The organism is Clavibacter sp. A6099 (assembly GCF_021919125.1).
Lineage (GTDB): Bacteria > Actinomycetota > Actinomycetes > Actinomycetales > Microbacteriaceae > Clavibacter > Clavibacter seminis.
This window is the reverse complement of the sequence record NZ_CP083439.1, coordinates 1379059-1394384: the sequence shown is the minus strand read 5'-3', so window position 1 is coordinate 1394384 and position 15326 is coordinate 1379059. Positions and strand designations below refer to the sequence as shown.

16 protein-coding genes are annotated in these 15326 nt (G+C 74.3%); 11 read left to right on the top strand and 5 right to left on the bottom strand.

Features of this window, described 5'->3' with window-relative positions; genetic code table 11:
* Window positions 1-134: 134 nt before the first annotated feature.
* From KYT88_RS06625 to KYT88_RS06615, 3 genes are all read right to left on the bottom strand, one after another.
* Entirely contained in the window at window positions 135-1670 is a 1536-nt protein-coding gene (locus KYT88_RS06625; RefSeq protein ID WP_043587433.1) for a S1C family serine protease, read from the bottom strand.
* Between the two features lie 224 nt (window positions 1671-1894).
* Entirely contained in the window at window positions 1895-2797 is a 903-nt protein-coding gene (locus tag KYT88_RS06620) for a hypothetical protein (RefSeq protein WP_237583819.1), read from the bottom strand.
* The gene (locus KYT88_RS06615) at window positions 2794-3351 is read right to left on the bottom strand and encodes a hypothetical protein (RefSeq protein WP_043587435.1); all 558 of its coding nucleotides are present in this window, start codon (window positions 3349-3351) and stop codon (window positions 2794-2796) included. The genes KYT88_RS06620 and KYT88_RS06615 overlap by 4 nt, the downstream gene beginning before the upstream one ends.
* A 178-nt stretch (window positions 3352-3529) precedes the next feature.
* Between KYT88_RS06615 and KYT88_RS06610 the strand changes: the two genes are divergently transcribed.
* The 10 genes from KYT88_RS06610 to ypfJ all read left to right on the top strand — a co-directional run bounded on the left by KYT88_RS06610 (window position 3530) and on the right by ypfJ (window position 12353).
* On the top strand, window positions 3530-4735 hold the full coding sequence (locus KYT88_RS06610; RefSeq protein WP_043587437.1) for an aminotransferase class I/II-fold pyridoxal phosphate-dependent enzyme: 1206 nt from the start codon (window positions 3530-3532) through the stop codon (window positions 4733-4735).
* A gap of 130 nt (window positions 4736-4865) precedes the next feature.
* A complete protein-coding gene (locus tag KYT88_RS06605) occupies window positions 4866-5801 on the top strand; it encodes an ABC transporter ATP-binding protein (RefSeq protein ID WP_043587439.1) in 936 nt (311 codons plus the stop codon).
* Window positions 5798-6637 carry an ABC-2 transporter permease family protein gene (locus tag KYT88_RS06600; protein WP_043587441.1) on the top strand — a complete coding sequence of 280 codons (840 nt, stop codon included), beginning with the start codon at window positions 5798-5800 and terminating at the stop codon, window positions 6635-6637. Before KYT88_RS06605 ends, KYT88_RS06600 begins: the two co-directional genes overlap by 4 nt.
* Before the next feature lie 95 nt (window positions 6638-6732).
* Entirely contained in the window at window positions 6733-7974 is a 1242-nt protein-coding gene (locus KYT88_RS06595) for a sensor histidine kinase (RefSeq protein WP_043587442.1), read from the top strand.
* The gene (locus tag KYT88_RS06590) at window positions 7971-8669 is read left to right on the top strand and encodes a response regulator transcription factor (RefSeq protein ID WP_043587443.1); all 699 of its coding nucleotides are present in this window, start codon (window positions 7971-7973) and stop codon (window positions 8667-8669) included. Before KYT88_RS06595 ends, KYT88_RS06590 begins: the two co-directional genes overlap by 4 nt.
* Before the next feature lie 88 nt (window positions 8670-8757).
* Window positions 8758-9132 carry an ATP-dependent Clp protease adapter ClpS gene (gene clpS / locus KYT88_RS06585; protein WP_043587445.1) on the top strand — a complete coding sequence of 125 codons (375 nt, stop codon included), beginning with the start codon at window positions 8758-8760 and terminating at the stop codon, window positions 9130-9132.
* On the top strand, window positions 9129-9644 hold the full coding sequence (locus tag KYT88_RS06580; protein WP_043587447.1) for a DUF2017 family protein: 516 nt from the start codon (window positions 9129-9131) through the stop codon (window positions 9642-9644). The genes clpS and KYT88_RS06580 overlap by 4 nt, the downstream gene beginning before the upstream one ends.
* A 114-nt stretch (window positions 9645-9758) precedes the next feature.
* Window positions 9759-10772, top strand: coding sequence for an NAD-dependent epimerase/dehydratase family protein (locus KYT88_RS06575; protein ID WP_043587449.1), 1014 nt, complete (start codon window positions 9759-9761; stop codon window positions 10770-10772).
* Window positions 10769-11398: a DNA alkylation repair protein gene (locus KYT88_RS06570; protein ID WP_043587451.1), complete on the top strand. Its 630-nt coding sequence runs from the start codon at window positions 10769-10771 to the stop codon at window positions 11396-11398. Before KYT88_RS06575 ends, KYT88_RS06570 begins: the two co-directional genes overlap by 4 nt.
* A 31-nt stretch (window positions 11399-11429) precedes the next feature.
* Window positions 11430-12353: a KPN_02809 family neutral zinc metallopeptidase gene (gene ypfJ / locus KYT88_RS06565; protein ID WP_043587452.1), complete on the top strand. Its 924-nt coding sequence runs from the start codon at window positions 11430-11432 to the stop codon at window positions 12351-12353.
* Window positions 12354-12375: 22 nt separating this feature from the next.
* Here the strand turns inward: ypfJ and KYT88_RS06560 are convergent, their stop codons facing one another.
* Both KYT88_RS06560 and KYT88_RS06555 read right to left on the bottom strand, forming a co-directional pair.
* Complete coding sequence (locus tag KYT88_RS06560) at window positions 12376-12651, bottom strand: CDGSH iron-sulfur domain-containing protein (protein WP_043587454.1); 276 nt, start codon at window positions 12649-12651, stop codon at window positions 12376-12378.
* The gene (locus tag KYT88_RS06555) at window positions 12648-13790 is read right to left on the bottom strand and encodes an iron-containing redox enzyme family protein (RefSeq protein WP_043587456.1); all 1143 of its coding nucleotides are present in this window, start codon (window positions 13788-13790) and stop codon (window positions 12648-12650) included. Before KYT88_RS06555 ends, KYT88_RS06560 begins: the two co-directional genes overlap by 4 nt.
* Window positions 13791-13961: 171 nt before the next feature.
* Between KYT88_RS06555 and KYT88_RS06550 the strand changes: the two genes are divergently transcribed.
* On the top strand, window positions 13962-15227 hold the full coding sequence (locus KYT88_RS06550) for an ROK family protein (RefSeq protein WP_043587458.1): 1266 nt from the start codon (window positions 13962-13964) through the stop codon (window positions 15225-15227).
* Window positions 15228-15326 lie beyond the last annotated feature (99 nt).

The following is a 15326-nucleotide window of genomic DNA, read 5'->3' as shown; positions in this document are numbered from 1 at the left end:
GGGGAGGTGCGGCCGGGGCCTGTCGGGGGCCGAGCCTCGCAGGAGTTTACCAGCCTCCCCGTCGTCCGCTCGCCGGTCGAGGACGACGGGGGGCGGACCGGCGCCAGCCGATCCGCCCCTCGTGACGCCCCTCGCTACTGCTGCAGCGTGCCGAGCGTGACGTCCACCTTCTGCTTCTGCCCGCCGCGGATGACGGTGAGCTCGGCGGCGCTGCCGCCGGCGAGGGCGCGCACCTGTGCGGTGAGGTCGCTCGCCTTGCTGATCGGGATGCTGCCGAACGCGGTCACGATGTCACCCTGCTTCAGCCCCGCTGCAGCGGCCGCGCCACCGCTCTGGACCTCGGCGATGAAGGCGCCGCCGACGGGGGTGCTCGAGTCTCCGCTGGCGACGTCGCGGACGCTCGCCCCGAGGAGCCCGTGGGACGCCTTGCCGTTCTGGATGATCTCCTGGCCCACGCGCTTCGCGAGGTTCGACGGGATGGCGAAGCCCACTCCGATGCTGCCGGCGGTGGAGCTGGTGCCGCCCGCGTTCGCGATGGCGACGTTCACGCCGATGAGCTTGCCGTCGCCGTCGAGGAGCGCGCCGCCCGAGTTGCCGGGGTTGATGGCCGCGTCGGTCTGGATCACCGCGAGGTTGATGTTCGCCGAGGCCTGGCCCTGAGCACCGGAACCGCCCTGCCCGCCCTGGCCGCCGGAACCGCCCTGGCCCTCGTTGCCGAAGGGCCAGAAGTTGAACGGCGTCTCGTCGCTCTGGCTGCCGTCGCCCGGTGTCGCCGGCGCTGCCGAGGACGCGACCTGGATGCTCCGGTCGAGCGCGCTGACGATGCCGTCGGTGACGGTGCCGGAGAGGCCAAGAGGGGCGCCGATGGCGATGGCGGTGTCGCCGACGTTGAGCTTCGACGAGTCGGCGAACTCGATGGGCGTCAGACCGCTCGCGTTGTCGAGCTTGATGACGGCGAGGTCGACGACGGGATCCGTGCCGACGAGCTTCGCCGTGTAGAGGGCCCCGTCCGCGGTCTTCACCTGGATGGTGGCGTCGCCGGTCTGGCCGTCGAGCGTCACCACGTGCGTGTTGGTGAGGATGTAGCCGTCGCTGGAGAGCACCACCCCCGAGCCCGTGCCGCCGGCTTGCGCTCCGGCCACCTCGATGGTGACGACCGAGCCGGACACCTTGGCGGCGACGGCCGTGATGGGCGTCGCGTTGTCCGGGTCGTTGACCGTGATGTTCGCAGGCGACTGGCTGACCGACTCGGTCGAGGCGTCGTCGTGCGCGATGGCCCAGGTGGTGAGACCCCCGGCGGCTCCGCCGATGAGGGCCCCGACGGCAAGCATGGCGACGAGGGGCAGCGCCTTGTTCGGCTTCTTCTTGGGAGGAGCTGTCGCGGTGTCGCCGACCGGCTCGGATCCGGCCGCCGCAGCGCCACCGAGAGGCGCGGTCGCCGCGTGGTCGGTCGGTGCTGCGGTTCCGTAGGCGAGGGTGTCCTGCTGATCCGGCGCGGTCGGCGCGGGATGGGACGCGGCCGCGGGGCCGGCGGGCGCCGGCCAGGCCGATCCTTCGTCGCGCGCCTGAGGGGCATCGGACGACGTCGCACCCGTCGAGGAGCCCTCGGCTCGGCCGGCTGCCTCGCGGCCGCCCTCGTGCTCGTCGTCGCCGTGGTTTCTGTCGGTCATCGGTGGTGCTCCTCTCAGGTCATGCCAGCATTCAGGGCGAGTCTGGGCGTTCCCTATGGCCGCCCTGACAGGGCACCACCGCCGGACCTCGAGAGGCTCGGGCGGCTCGGGACCGGACACGCTCAGCTCGCGAGCTGGCTCGAGCGTACGCGGCGACGGCGTTCCCGCCGCCGGTCACGCCGCGAGACTCGCCGCCGGCGACCCCGCGCGCGATCGGAGGAAGCTCACGGGCATCCGGGTCCGGCGTTCCGCTCCCCGCACGCACCCCCGACCAGCACCGTCGACCCCTGCAGGACATGGATCGCGACCGGCCCGACCTGCACCGGGAGCGTGCCCGGGATCTGCTGCCAGCCACCCCCGTCGAACCGATAGCTCGGCGAATACGAGATCGTCAGGCTGACTTGCCGATCCCCGACCGACTCATACACGTGACTCGTATCCGTCTGCGTGAAGTCCTGCTGACCCAACGCCTTCCACGACGCCCCAGGACCCACCACCGTCGTCGACGTCCCCTCGCCGTGATCCCACGTGAACGACACCGGCACGAACCGCACCTGCGCCGGACGACCCAGCAACTGGCCGTCGACCACCTGCGCTGCCGCGTCGGTGAACAGGTTCACCGGCGCCCCCACGATCGCCCACCCGTTCGGCTGCGACCGTATCGACGCATCCCGCGGCACGAACTGCGCCACATCCGCAAGTGACACCGCCGGAACCGCAGCGACGACCGGCACCGGATCCGCCGGCTTCGACGGCGCCTTCGCCGGCGGCAAGAACGCATGCTGCCCATCCGAACACAGAGAACCACCCGACAGACGCGCACTCGGAGCGCACGGCACATCCACATCCGCAGCCAACCGACCCCGCGGCACCGGAGGCGGCGCCTGCGGCGCCACGTCAGTGATCGTCGGCGGTTGCGATTCCCCTCCGAGGTTCGAGTGCTGCGACTCCGGCGGGCGCTCATCTTGGGCCCTCACCGAGACGCCGTTCCCCTCGATCTCACCGGACGCGCAGCCGCCCACGCTTCCCGACGACTGCCCGCATGAACTCGCGGCCGCTCGGGCGGAGGACGGAAGCCCGAGCACCACGCACGACGCGACACCGGCGGCGATCAGGACAACCGTCATCCGCATGCTCGAACCGATTCGTTGCGTAGGGAGTCGCTGATGCGCCATAAGCCGTCCGTGGACCTCTTGGCCTTCATCTGCAGCGATAGGCGGACATCGCGGCTCGGAGTGACGTCATCGCCGGTCTGGTCGAGTATTCGGACGCCGCTCACGTCCAGGCAGGCCTGAGCGACCATGAAGTCACCCTGCGCGTCCGAACCGTGGCTGGTGACCTGGAAGGCCGACTCCGTCGCCTTCCCGACTCCGTGCTGGCCCTTCCCCTGGGTATCACGCACAGACGAGATCTCGCCTTCGAGGGCATCGCCGGTGAGGAGACCCGCGAGAATCTCCTCCGTCTCTTGACTCTGATCCAGGCTCACGTAGCGCGTGAACACATCCCGGAACGCAGCCTCGTCCTGCTGCTCTTGCGTGAGCGACGGGGTCGGCGCGGGTGCGGGCGTCGGGGTGGACGAGGGGGCGCATCCGGTGAGCACGTGGCAGGTGGCGAGGACGGCCATCGATACGGCGACCGCTCCCCCTCGTCGTCGCAGCGGGATGCGCGGTCGATCGTTCACGTTCGTCTCCCCCGGGCGGTGCGGATCCCGCGCGGGATCAGGCGCTCAGGCGCCGTGCGTCGCGGGTCCAGGAAAGGTAGCGGGGGTCGCGGAACGCGGACGTGGTCGGTCCACACCATCCCGCGCGCGGACGGCGCTGCCCCATGTGGAGGACGAGCGGGCGCGGGATGATGGGCCCATGACGATTCCCGGCGCGTGGGTGCGCGCGGCCCGTGGGGCGATGCTGCTGACGCCGGACGGGACGCCGGGAACCACGGTGTTCGCGGAGATGAGCGCGCTGGCCGCGGCGACCGGCGCGATCAACCTCGGCCAGGGGTTCCCGGACGAGGACGGGCCCGGCGAGGTGCTCGAGGCGGCTCGTGCCGCCATCTCGGCCGGCATGAACCAGTACCCGCCGGGGCGCGGCACGCCGGAGCTGCGGTCGGCGATCGCCGCGCACCAGGCGCGCTTCTACGGCCTCGCCGTGGATCCGGAGACCGAGGTCCTCGTGACCGCAGGTGCGACCGAGGCCCTCTCCGCCACGCTGCTCGCGCTGGTCGAGGAGGGCGACGAGGTCGTGACGCTCGAGCCGTTCTACGACGCGTACGGGGCGCTCATCTCGCTGGCCCGCGGGATCCACCGGACCGTGCCGCTGCGCGCCCCCGGCTTCCAGCCCCGGCTCGACGACATCCGCCGGGTCATCACCGACCGCACCCGCGTGATCCTCCTCAACGATCCGCACAATCCCACCGGCACGGTGCTCAGCCGCGAGGTGCGGGAGCTCGTGGTCGAGCTCGCCGTCGCGCACGACGCGGTGATCGTCACGGACGAGGTCTACGAGCACCTCGTCTTCGACGCGCCCCACGTGCCCATCGCGACGCTGCCCGGGGCGCGCGAGCGCACGGTGACGATCTCCTCGGGCGGCAAGACGTTCCGCACCACGGGGTGGAAGGTCGGCTGGCTGACCGCGCCCGCCCCGCTCGTGTCGGCGATCCTCGCAGTGAAGCAGTTCCTGACCTTCGTGAACGGGGCGCCGTTCCAGCCCGCCATCGCGACCGGCCTCGCGCTGCCCGACGGCGTGTACGAGGAGATCGCGCACGACCTCCGGCGGAAGCGCGACGTGCTCGCGGCGGGGCTGACCACGGCGGGCTTCCGGATCCACCTGCCCGCGGCCGGGTACTTCATCGTCGCGGACGCGGCCCCGCTCGGCTTCCCCGACGCCCGCGAGCTGTGCCTGCGCCTCCCGGAGCTGGCCGGCGTCGTCGGCGTGCCGCTGTCCGCCTTCTGCCATGCGCCGCTCGCCGCGGAGCACGCGTCCCTCGTGCGGTTCGCCTTCTGCAAGCGGATCGACGTGCTCGAGGAGGCGGCGAGGCGGCTCGGAGCGCTGGCGGCGGGGACCGCCTGAGCCGGCACCCTGGTACCAGCCTCCCGCGCGAGACGGGGGCCGGAGGGGGGACGCCGCCCCGACGTCCCCGCCCCTAACGTGGCTTCCGCGGGCGCTGGGCCCGCGAACCCACCCTGAGGAGGCAGCGCGCATGATCGTCGCTGAGAACCTGACCAAGCGCTACGGCGCGAAGACCGCCGTGGACGGCGTGAGCTTCACCGTCCAGCCGGGCATGGTGACCGGATTCCTCGGTCCGAACGGCGCCGGCAAGTCCACCACGATGCGCATGATCGTGGGTCTCGACCGTCCCACCTCCGGCACGGTGACCGTCAACGGCCGCCGCTACCGCGACCTCCAGGCCCCGCTCCACGAGGTCGGCGCGCTCCTCGACGCCAAGGCCGTCCACACGGGCCGCTCCGCATACAACCACCTGCTCGCGATGGCGGCCACGCACGGGATCCCGCGCTCGCGGGTGGACGAGGTCATCGAGATGACGGGCCTGCAGCCGGTCGCCAAGAAGCGCGTCGGCGGCTTCTCCCTCGGCATGGGACAGCGCCTCGGCATCGCCGTCGCCCTCCTCGGGGACCCGCGCACGCTGATCCTCGACGAGCCCGTCAACGGCCTCGACCCCGAGGGCGTCATGTGGGTGCGCAACATCACCCGCTACCTCGCCGGCCAGGGACGCACCGTCCTCCTCTCCTCGCACCTCATGAGCGAGATGGCGCAGACCGCGGACCACCTCATCGTCCTCGGGCGCGGTCGCGTGCTCGCCGACGCGCCCGTCGCGGCGGTCGTCGCCGGCGCCACGAGCGCCGTCGTCCGCGTCCGCTCCCCGCACGCCGACCAGCTCGGCCAGGCGGTGGCGCGGCCGGACGTCGTGGTAACGAGCGTCGAGCGCGACGTGATCGAGATCGCCGGGCTCACGGCCGCGCAGGTCGGCGACGCGGCGATGTCCGCGGGTGTCGTGCTGCACGAGCTCACGCCCGTCACCGCATCCCTCGAGGACGCCTACCTGTCGCTCACGCAGGGCGACGTCGAGTACCACAGCGCCGCAGTCGGCACGACCGAGCAGGAGATCGCACGATGACCGCCACCAGCACGACCTATGCGCCCGCACCCGTGACCACGGGTCGGCCCACGCTCCCCCGCCTGATGCGCTCCGAGTGGATCAAGCTGCGGACGCTGCGCTCCACCGTCTGGTGCTTCGCGCTCGTCTTCCTCCTGCTCGCCGGCTTCTCGGCGCTCTTCACGCCCTTCGTCGTGGACCAGCTCCGGACGCAGCTGTCCCTCCCCGGCGTCCCCGCGACGGACCTGCTGCTCCAGGTGGGACTCAGCGGCGTCACCCTGTCGATGCTCGTCGCCGGCGTGCTCGGCGTGCTGGTGATCAGCGGCGAGTACTCGACCGGCATGATCCGCTCGTCGTTCAGCGCCGCGCCGCGCCGCCTGGGCGTCATCGCCGCCAAGGCGATCGTCTACACGGTGGTGACCTTCGTCATCACCGCGATCGCGGTGGCCGCCGCGCTCCTCATCGCCCGCGGGTACTTCGCGTCCGCCGGCGCGGAGGTCGACGTGCTGGACGGCGACTTCCTGCTCGCGGCCCTCGGCGGCGTGCTCTTCGTCGTGCTCATCGGCCTGATGGGCTTCGGCTTCGGACTGCTGCTGCGCAACGGCGCGGCGGGGATCGGCGCCCTCGTAGGCCTCGTGCTCGTCGTGCCGATCGTCGGCCAGCTGCTCGGCGGCGTGCTCGACTGGGTCGCGGATCTCGCGCCGTACTTCCCGCTCAGCGCTGGCAACCGGCTCTACAGCATGGCCACGGGAGCGCCCGGTGAGCTCGAGTTCTGGCAGGCGCTGCTCGTCATGGTCGGGTGGGTCGCCGTGATCCTCGTGCCCGCGATGGTCATCGCCCGGAAGCGGGACGCCTGATCGACGGGGGACGGAGGGCGCCGTCGGGCGCGGCGGCGCCCGCCGCGCCCGACGGCGTCCGCCTGCCCACCCCGCCGGGGGCCTTCCGCGGCTGGATGGCCCGGCACCCGCGAGCGGTCGACGCCGTCATCGCCATCGCGTTCACCCTGCTGTCGGTGAGCGCGGCCCCCGTCGTCGGGAGCAGATCACCCGGCCTCCCCGGAGGCCTGGCGCTGGCAGCGCTCAGCGTCCTGACGGGCGTCGCCCTCATGTTCCGCCGCAGCCGCCCCGTGACGGTCCTCGCCGTCTCGGGGGCGGCGGCCGCCGCGGGCGCCCTCGTGTCCGGCAGCTTCGACGGCGGGGCCGTCCCGCTCGCGCTCTACGCGCTGGCCGTCTACGGATCGTCCCGGCACGCGTGGATCGGGTTCGGCGGCGTCGCCGTCCTCATCGCGGCCGTCGCGCCGTCGACGGCGGGCGAGGGGCCCATGGCCCTGTCGATCGCCAGCACGCTGCTCATCAACCTGATCCTCCCGCTCATCGCGACGCTCATCGGGATCAACGTGGGCGGGCGCAAGCGCTACGTCGAGGCGCTGCGGGACCTCGCCATGCAGCTCGCCCGCGAGCGCGACCAGCAGGCACGGCTCGCCACCGCGGCGGAGCGGACGCGGATCGCGCGCGAGATCCACGACATCGTCGCCCACGGGATCACCGTCATGGTGACGCTCGCCGACGGGGCGGCCGCGAGCGCCGTCGCCCGACCGGAGCTCGCGCGCGACGCGATGCGCGAGGTCGCCGAGACCGGTCGCACCTCGCTGTCCGAGATGCGCCGCATGCTGGGCGTCCTCGCCGAGGAACCAGGCGCGGGCGATGCCGCCCCGCCGTCGCTCCGAGCGCCCCAGCCCGGGCACGCCGACCTCGCCGCCCTGGTCGACTCGTTCCGCTCCACCGGCCTCCCGGTGCGCTTCACCAGCACGGGCACGCCGCCCGACGACCCGGGACGGCAGCTGGCCGTCTTCCGCGTCGTGCAGGAGTCGCTGACCAACGTGCTCCGGTACGCGCCGAACGCCGACCGGGTCGAGGTGAAGCTCGACCACCGGCCGGAGGAGATCATCGTCGAGGTCACCGACGACGACCTCACGGGGCCCGTCGTGCCGCCCGTCCCCGGCAGCGGGCGCGGTCTCGTGGGCGTCGCGGAGCGCATGGCGGTGTACGGCGGCACCGCGACCGCCGGACGACGCGATGGCGGCGGCTGGCGCGTGCTGGCGTCCATGCCCAGCGGGCTCCACGACGTGCGGCCGGGCGACGCGTCCCGTGCCCCCCGAACGACCGACAGCCCCCGCCTCCAGGAGGACCGATGACCGACAGCAGCACCCCCGTCCGCGTGCTCATCGTGGACGACCAGGCGCTCGTGCGCATGGGCTTCCGCATGGTGCTCGACGCCGAGCCCGGGATCGAGGTGGTGGGCGAGGCCGCCGACGGCCGCGCGGCCGTGGAGCGCACGGGCGCGCTCGCCCCCGACATCGTGCTCATGGACGTGCGCATGCCCGGGATGGACGGCATCGACGCGACCGCCGAGATCGTCGCCCGGCACCCGGCGACGCGCGTCATCGTGCTGACCACGTTCGACCTCGACGAGTACGCGTTCGCGGGGCTGCGCGCCGGCGCGAGCGGCTTCCTCGTGAAGGACACGCGGCCCGAGCACCTGATGGAGGCGATCCGCGCGGTGGCCGACGGCGACGCCGCCATCTCGCCCCGGGTCACCCGGCGCATGATCGAGCTGCTCGGCCCGACGATGCCCGCGACCGGCGGCGCGGCCGGCACCGGGGAGGGCGCCGCGGACCCGCGCCTGCGGCCGCTGACGGCGCGCGAGCTGGAGGTGCTCACGGCGCTGGCCGAGGGGCTCACCAACCAGGAGATCGCCGGGCGCCTCCACCTGTCGGAGTCGACGGTGAAGACGCACGTGGGCCGGGTGCTCGCGAAGCTGGGAGTGCGGGACCGCGTGCAGGCCGTGATCCTCGCGTACGACTGCGGGCTCGTGCGTCCCGGTGCATGACGCGGCGCGAACGCGGTCGTCGGCGACCCGCCCGACGGGAGAGGATGGGTGCTCCGGCCGCTCGCCGGGACGACCCCACAGGAGCGCGATGACCACCACCACCGCGGACGCGCGGGCCTCCCGCCTCCTCCCCGCCGCTCGCCGCGCCGCCGACCCGCCCGCAGGCGACCCCGGGTCGGGGACCCGCACGGGATCCGACACCAGCCTGCTCGAGCGCGCGTCGACCCCGCCGGTGTGGAGCTGCGTGGTCTGGAACGACCCCGTCAACCTCATGACCTACGTCTCCTACGTGTTCCGCAGCTACTTCGGGTTCCCCCGCGAGCGCGCCGACGAGCTGATGCTCCGCGTGCACGAGGACGGTCGGGCGGTCGTCGCGACGGGGATCCGCGAGGAGATCGAGCGCCACGTGCTGGCGATGCACGGCTACGGCCTGTGGGCCACCCTCGAGCGGGTGGACGCGTGAGGGCCTTCCGCGCGCGCCCCGACGGGACGGTAGCCGCGCACCTCGAGCCGCACGAGGTCGCCATGCTGCGCGGCCTGCTCGGCGAGCTCCGCGGGATCCTGGACGAGGGGTCCGCGACCGGCGGCGCCACGGACGGCGCCGCCCCCTCCCCCGTCGTCGAGCGCCTGCTGCCCGACGCGTATCCGGACGACGCCGAGGCCTCCGCCGAGTTCCGGCGGTTCACGGCGTCGGACCTCAGCGAGGCGAAGGCCGCGAACGCGAACGCGGTCGAGGCGACGCTCGCGGAGGCGGACGCGCGCGGGGCCGGCCGGCGCGGGCTCCTCGTGGTGCTGGATCCGACGGGCGCGCAGGCCTGGCTCCGCACGCTCAACGACCTCCGGCTCGCGATCTCCGTGCCGCTGCGCATCGACGAGGCGGACGGCTGGCGCGACCGCGCACCGCTGGAGAGCGCGAGCCTGTACGACTGGCTGACGTTCGCGCAGGGATCGCTCATCGAGGCCGTCGACCGCTGAGCGTCCGCCCTCCGAGGCCCGCTCGCCGGCTCGGCGGCGCGCGACGGCGAGCATGATGGAGAGGACCCGCGGATCAGCCGGCCCGACGGGTCTCGTCCGCAGGAGAGGAGCAGCATGCGCGTCGTCGTCATCGGAGCGACCGGGAACCTCGGGACCGGGGTCCTGCGCCGCCTCCACGCCGCGGGCGCGGACATGGTGGGCGTCGCCCGGCGCATGCCCGACGCCTCCCTCGAGCCGTACTCCGAGGTCACCTGGCGCCTGGCCGACATCGGCGCGGCGGGCGCGGTCTCCGGGCTCGCCGCCACCATGCGCGGCGCCGACGCGGTGATCCACCTCGGCTGGGCTCTGCAGCCGAACCACCGAGAGCGCGTGATGCATCGCACCAACGTCCTCGGCACGGCCCACGTGCTCGAGGCCGTCGCCCAGGCGGGTGTCCCGCAGGTCGTCGTCGCCTCGTCGGTCGGCGCGTACAGCGCGGCGCCCAAGGACCGGCCGCGGGACGAGACCTGGCCCACCGGCGGGATCCACACCTCCCACTACTCGCGGCACAAGGCGGAGAACGAGCGCGCGATGGACGCGTTCGAGGCCGCGCACCCGGAGATCGTCGTGACGCGCATGCGACCCGGGCTCGTGATGCACGACGAGGCCGCGGCGGAGATCGCCGGGCTCTTCCTCGGGCGGTGGATCCCCACGCGCTGGCTCGGACTCGCCACCCGCACCCCGGTGCTGCCGCTCCCCCGCGAGCTGGTGTCGCAGGTCGTCCACAACGAGGACGTCGCGGACGCGTTCTGGCGCGCGGTCGAGCGGCGCGCGCCGGGCGCGTTCAACGTCGCGGCGGATCCGGTCGTCGACGCGGCGCTCGTCGGCAGGCTGCTCGACGCGCGCGTCGTGACGGTGCCGCTGTCGGCGCTGCGGGCGCTCGTCTCCGCGAGCTGGCGGCTGCGCGTGCAGCGGACGGATCCGGGCTGGATCGACATCGCCGCGAACGTGCCCGTCATGTCGACCGCCCGCGCCCGCGAGGTGCTGGGCTGGGCGCCGACGCACACGTCGGAGGAGGTGCTGTCCGAGTTCGGCCGCGCCTTCGTTCACCGCACCGGGCGCGAGGGCTCGGCGCCGCTCGCCGGATGACCGAGGACGCCGAGTTCGTCGCGGCGGCCCTCGAGAGGGAGGGCGCGTGGTACCGCGCCGAGGCGGAGCGGGAGCGGCTGCGCTCCGACCTCGAGTTCGTGGGCGCGTCCGTCGGCGCGGTCCGCGGGACGGTGCGTGACCTCGGTCGCCGGCGTCCGGGCATGACCCGGGACGAGGCGGTCGCGCTCGCGTCCGAGCTCTGGCGGTCGCGCGTCTACGAGCGGCGGCTGGCGGCGGTCGTGCTGCTGCAGGAGCACGTCGACGATCTCGACAACGGCGACCTCACGCGCATCGAGGGCTTCGTGCGCGACGCCCGGCTGCGGGCGCTCGTGGATCCGCTCGCCCGCGACGTCATCGGCCCGCTCGTCGAACGGCTGTCCGGCGCCGCGCGCGCCCGGGCCGACCAGGCGCTCGACCGGTGGGCGGGCGAGCAGGACGTGTGGCTGCGCCGAGCCGCCCTGCTCTCGTCGACGCGTCCGCTGCGGGCCGGCGGCGGCGACTGGGACGCCTTCCTCCGTCGCGCCCGCACCGCGGAGGCCGCGCCTCGCGGCGGGCACGACGTGGTGCGCGAGGCGGTCGAACGGGTGAGGGAGGTCGTGCGCGAGACGCGACCCGATCTCGCCTGACGCCTCCTCCGCCCGCGGGTAAGTTCGGGACATGACCTTCGACGACGACGCCCGCATCGACAGCAGCAAGGTCACGCGGCGCCGCGGCGGCAGGGGGCGCACGACCGGCATCGCGGCCGGCGGCGGCGGGCTCCTGGTGGTGGTCGCGGTGATCCTCGTGCAGCAGCTCACGGGCGTCGACCTGTCGCAGCTCGTCGACGGGACGGGCGGCCCGGGCGGCGGCTCCGGGGCGGGCGGATCCTCGCAGGGGCAGGACGAGGCGATCGAGGGCTGCACGACCGGCGCGGAGGCGAACGCGAGCGTCGAGTGCCGCATGGCGGGCGCGGCCGACTCGCTCGACACCTACTGGGCCCAGGCGGCGCCGGAGGTCGGCATCGCCGACTACACCCGCCCGGGCTTCTCCCTGTTCGACGCCGCGACGAGCACCGGATGCGGCGAGGCGACGAGCGCCACCGGCCCGTTCTACTGCCCGCCCGACCGGCGCCTCTTCGTCGACACGACGTTCTTCGACGAGCTGCGCACGCGCTTCGGCGCCTCGAGCGGGCCGCTCGCGCAGATGTACGTCGTCGGGCACGAGTGGGGCCACCACATCCAGCAGCTCTCGGGCGCCTTCGACCGCGCCGACCGGAGCGGGACGGGACCGGACTCCGACTCGGTGCGGCTCGAGGTGCAGGCCGACTGCTACGCGGGCGCGTGGGTCGGCGCGGCCGCGGAGGTGCGGGACGACACGGGGACCGCGTTCCTCGAGCCCGTGTCCGCGGCCGAGGTGGCCGACGCGCTCGACGCCGCGGCCGCCGTGGGCGACGACCGCATCCAGGCCCAGGCGGGCGGCGGGGTGGATCCGGACACCTGGACGCACGGATCGGCCGAGCAGCGTCAGCGCTGGTTCGAGGCCGGTCGCGCCGGCGGCCCCACGGCGTGCGACACGTTCTCCGTCCCGGGCAGCGCGCTCTAGGCCGCGCCCCCGCCCGTCGCCGCTACTCCGCGGCGGGAGCGGGCGGATCCGTGCGGAAGCCGACCAGCCGGTGCGTGCCGTCGCAGTAGGGCTTGATCGACGAGACGCCGCAGCGGCAGAGCGCGACGGTGCTCCGTGTGCGCGGCACCGGACGGCCGGCGGGGTCCACGATCTCGAAGTCGCCGCGGACGAGCAGCGGCCCGTCGGGGTAGGCGATGATGCGCGCCGGCTCGGGAGCGGTCGACCGGGCGGGCGCCGGACCCGGAGCGGACACGTCGTCCGCGGACGGCGCGCTCACGCGGCGACCACGGCGGCCGTCGACCCCTCGCGCAGCGACGACCGGCCGGCCTGCCAGCTGGCCAGCACGTGCGCACCGACCCAGCTCTCGACCTCGAGGCACGCGGCCGCGCCGAACAGCACGTCGTCGAGGAGCTCGGGCTCGGACTCGACGAGCCCGCCCGCGAGGTCGTGCGCCGCGATCTGCTCGTGCACGGCGTCGGCCTCGACGTGCTCGTCGTAGTACCAGGCGACGTCGTCGCCGAAGCCGAGGCGGCGGATCCCGCTCGCGTAGAGGCGGCTCGGGACGCTCGACGTCATCTCGAACGCGGCGAGGTGGCCGACGATCGCCCCGCGGAGGCGCCGGTGCAGGCCGAACAGCGACATCGCGTTGGAGGAGGCGAGCGCGATCGCCGGCACGTCGTCGAGGTACGCGCCGTAGCGTTCGTCGAGGCCGACGCCGCGGAGGGTCGCGCCGAAGATCGTCGCGTGCACGCGCTCGGGCCGGCCGCCGCCGTACTCGTCGGCCTGGATCTCCACGAGCGCGGCCTTGGCACGACCGCGCAGGCGCGGGATCGCCCAGGAGTGCGGGTCGGCCTCGCCGAGCGTGTAGATCGAGCGCTGCACCAGGAACTCGCGGAGCTGCTCGAGGCTCGCCTTCCGCGCGACGAACCGCGAGAGGGACGGGCCGGAGTCGGCCGAGGTGAGCGCGAAGAGCGCGGCCGCGACGCCCGCTGACGTGGGCTCGGGGCGCTCGGGGACGGGCACGCGGTCGCGCAGGGCGGCCTCGAAGGCGCGCTCGAGGATCCCGCGGACGGCGATCAGCCGCGGGTCCCACTCGCGGTCGTCGTCCACCCCCTCGAGGCCGGCGTGGTGCAGCTCGTAGAGGCAGAAGAGCGCCAGCTGGACGTCGTCGTCACGGACCACGTCGTCCGTCGCGGCGATCGCCTCCGCGGCGAGCGCCGCGAGGTCCGGCGCGGAGGCGATCGCCCGGGCGTCGGCGGCGGTGCCGACGGCGGCGTCGGTTCCCGTCGCGGCCGGGGAGGAGGATCCCGCGGCGAGGTCGGCGATGAGCGCCGCGCTGAGCGGTCCACGCGCGGCGGGGAGGGGCGAGGGGAGGGTGCGAGCCGCTTCGTGGGCGGTCGCGAGCAGATCGGTCATGCATCCACCCTCCTCCGCCTCCGGCCGGCGCGGCCGGGCGTGTCGCCGTCTCCCCCGGGCAGCGGTAATGCCCGGCGCAGGCGCCGAGCGCGGTGCGGCCGCCGTCCGCGCATCCGGGATACTGCGGGGAGGCCCGCGCCCGGCGGGCGAGGCCCACGCGAGGAGGTGCCCATGCGACGCGGCACCAACCTGCCCGCCATCGGCGGCTACAACCGCACCGTGGTGCTCGATGCGGTGCGCCGCGCGGCCGAGGGCGCCAGCCGCTCCGAGGTCGCCGAGCGCACGGGCCTCAGCGCGCAGACGGTGACCAACGTGACCCGTCGCCTCATCGACGAGGGGCTCGTGCGCGAGGGCGGCACCGTGATCCGCGGGCCGGGCAAGCCCCGCACGCTCCTGCACCTCGTGGCCGATGGCCGCTTCGCCGTGGGCGTGCACGTGGATCCCGCCGTCATCACCTCCGTGCTGCTCGACCTCGAGGGCACGGTGCTCCGGCACGCCAGCAGCCCCACGCCCTCCGCCTCCCGCCCCGACGAGGTGGTGGCGCTCGTCGCCCGGCTCGTCGACGGGCTCATCGCCGACGCGGGGGTCGACCGCCAGGCCGTGCTCGGCGTGGGGCTCGCGGCGCCGGGCCCCATCGACGTGGGCACGGGCCTCGTGCTGGATCCGCCGATGCTCCCCCGCTGGCGCCACGTGCCGCTGCGGTCGGCGCTCAGCACCGCGACCGGCCTGCCCGTGCTGCTCGAGAAGGACGTGACCGCGGCCGCCGTCGCCGAGCTGTGGTTCGGCCCCGGGGATCGCCGCCACCTCGCGTTCGTCTACTACGGGACCGGATTCGGCACCGGTCTCGTGCTCGGCGGCGAGCCCGTGCGGGGAGCCAGCTCCAACGCCGGGGACGCAGGCCACATCATGGTCGCCTCGCGCGGCAGGCGCTGCACGTGCGGGCGCGTCGGATGCGTGGGCGAGCTGATCACCCCGCACGCGCTCGTGCGCCAGGCCGTCGAGGGCGGCGTGCTCGGGACGGGCGACGTGTCCGACGCCGCGCTCGCGGAGTCCGCGGCGAGCGGCGACGCGGTCGACATGCGGCTGATCGGCGAGGCCTTCCACGCGCTCGCGGCCCGCGCGGACGCGGAGGACGGGCCCGCCCGCCGGATCGTGGAGGCCGCGGCCAGGCACCTCGCGCGCGCCATCGTGATCCAGGTGAACCTGCTCGACGTCGACGAGGTCGTCTGCGGCGGCCCCTTCTGGCACCCCATCGCGCGCCTCGTGCTGGAGACGCTGCCCGAGGAGGTGCGGCGGTCCCCCGCGCTCATCGCCAAGCACCCCGTGCGGGTGGTCGAGTCGGCGGTCGGCGAGGACGTCGCGGCCGTGGGCGCCGCGTGCCTCGTTCTGGACAACGCGTTCTCGCCGCGCCCGTCGGCGATGCTCATCCGCGGCTAGCCGCCTGCGCTGCCGCCCGCGGCCCACCCCGTGCTGCCGCCGCGCCCCGTCCTCCCGCCGTGCCCCGTGACCGGATCGACACCAGGATGTCTTGACATG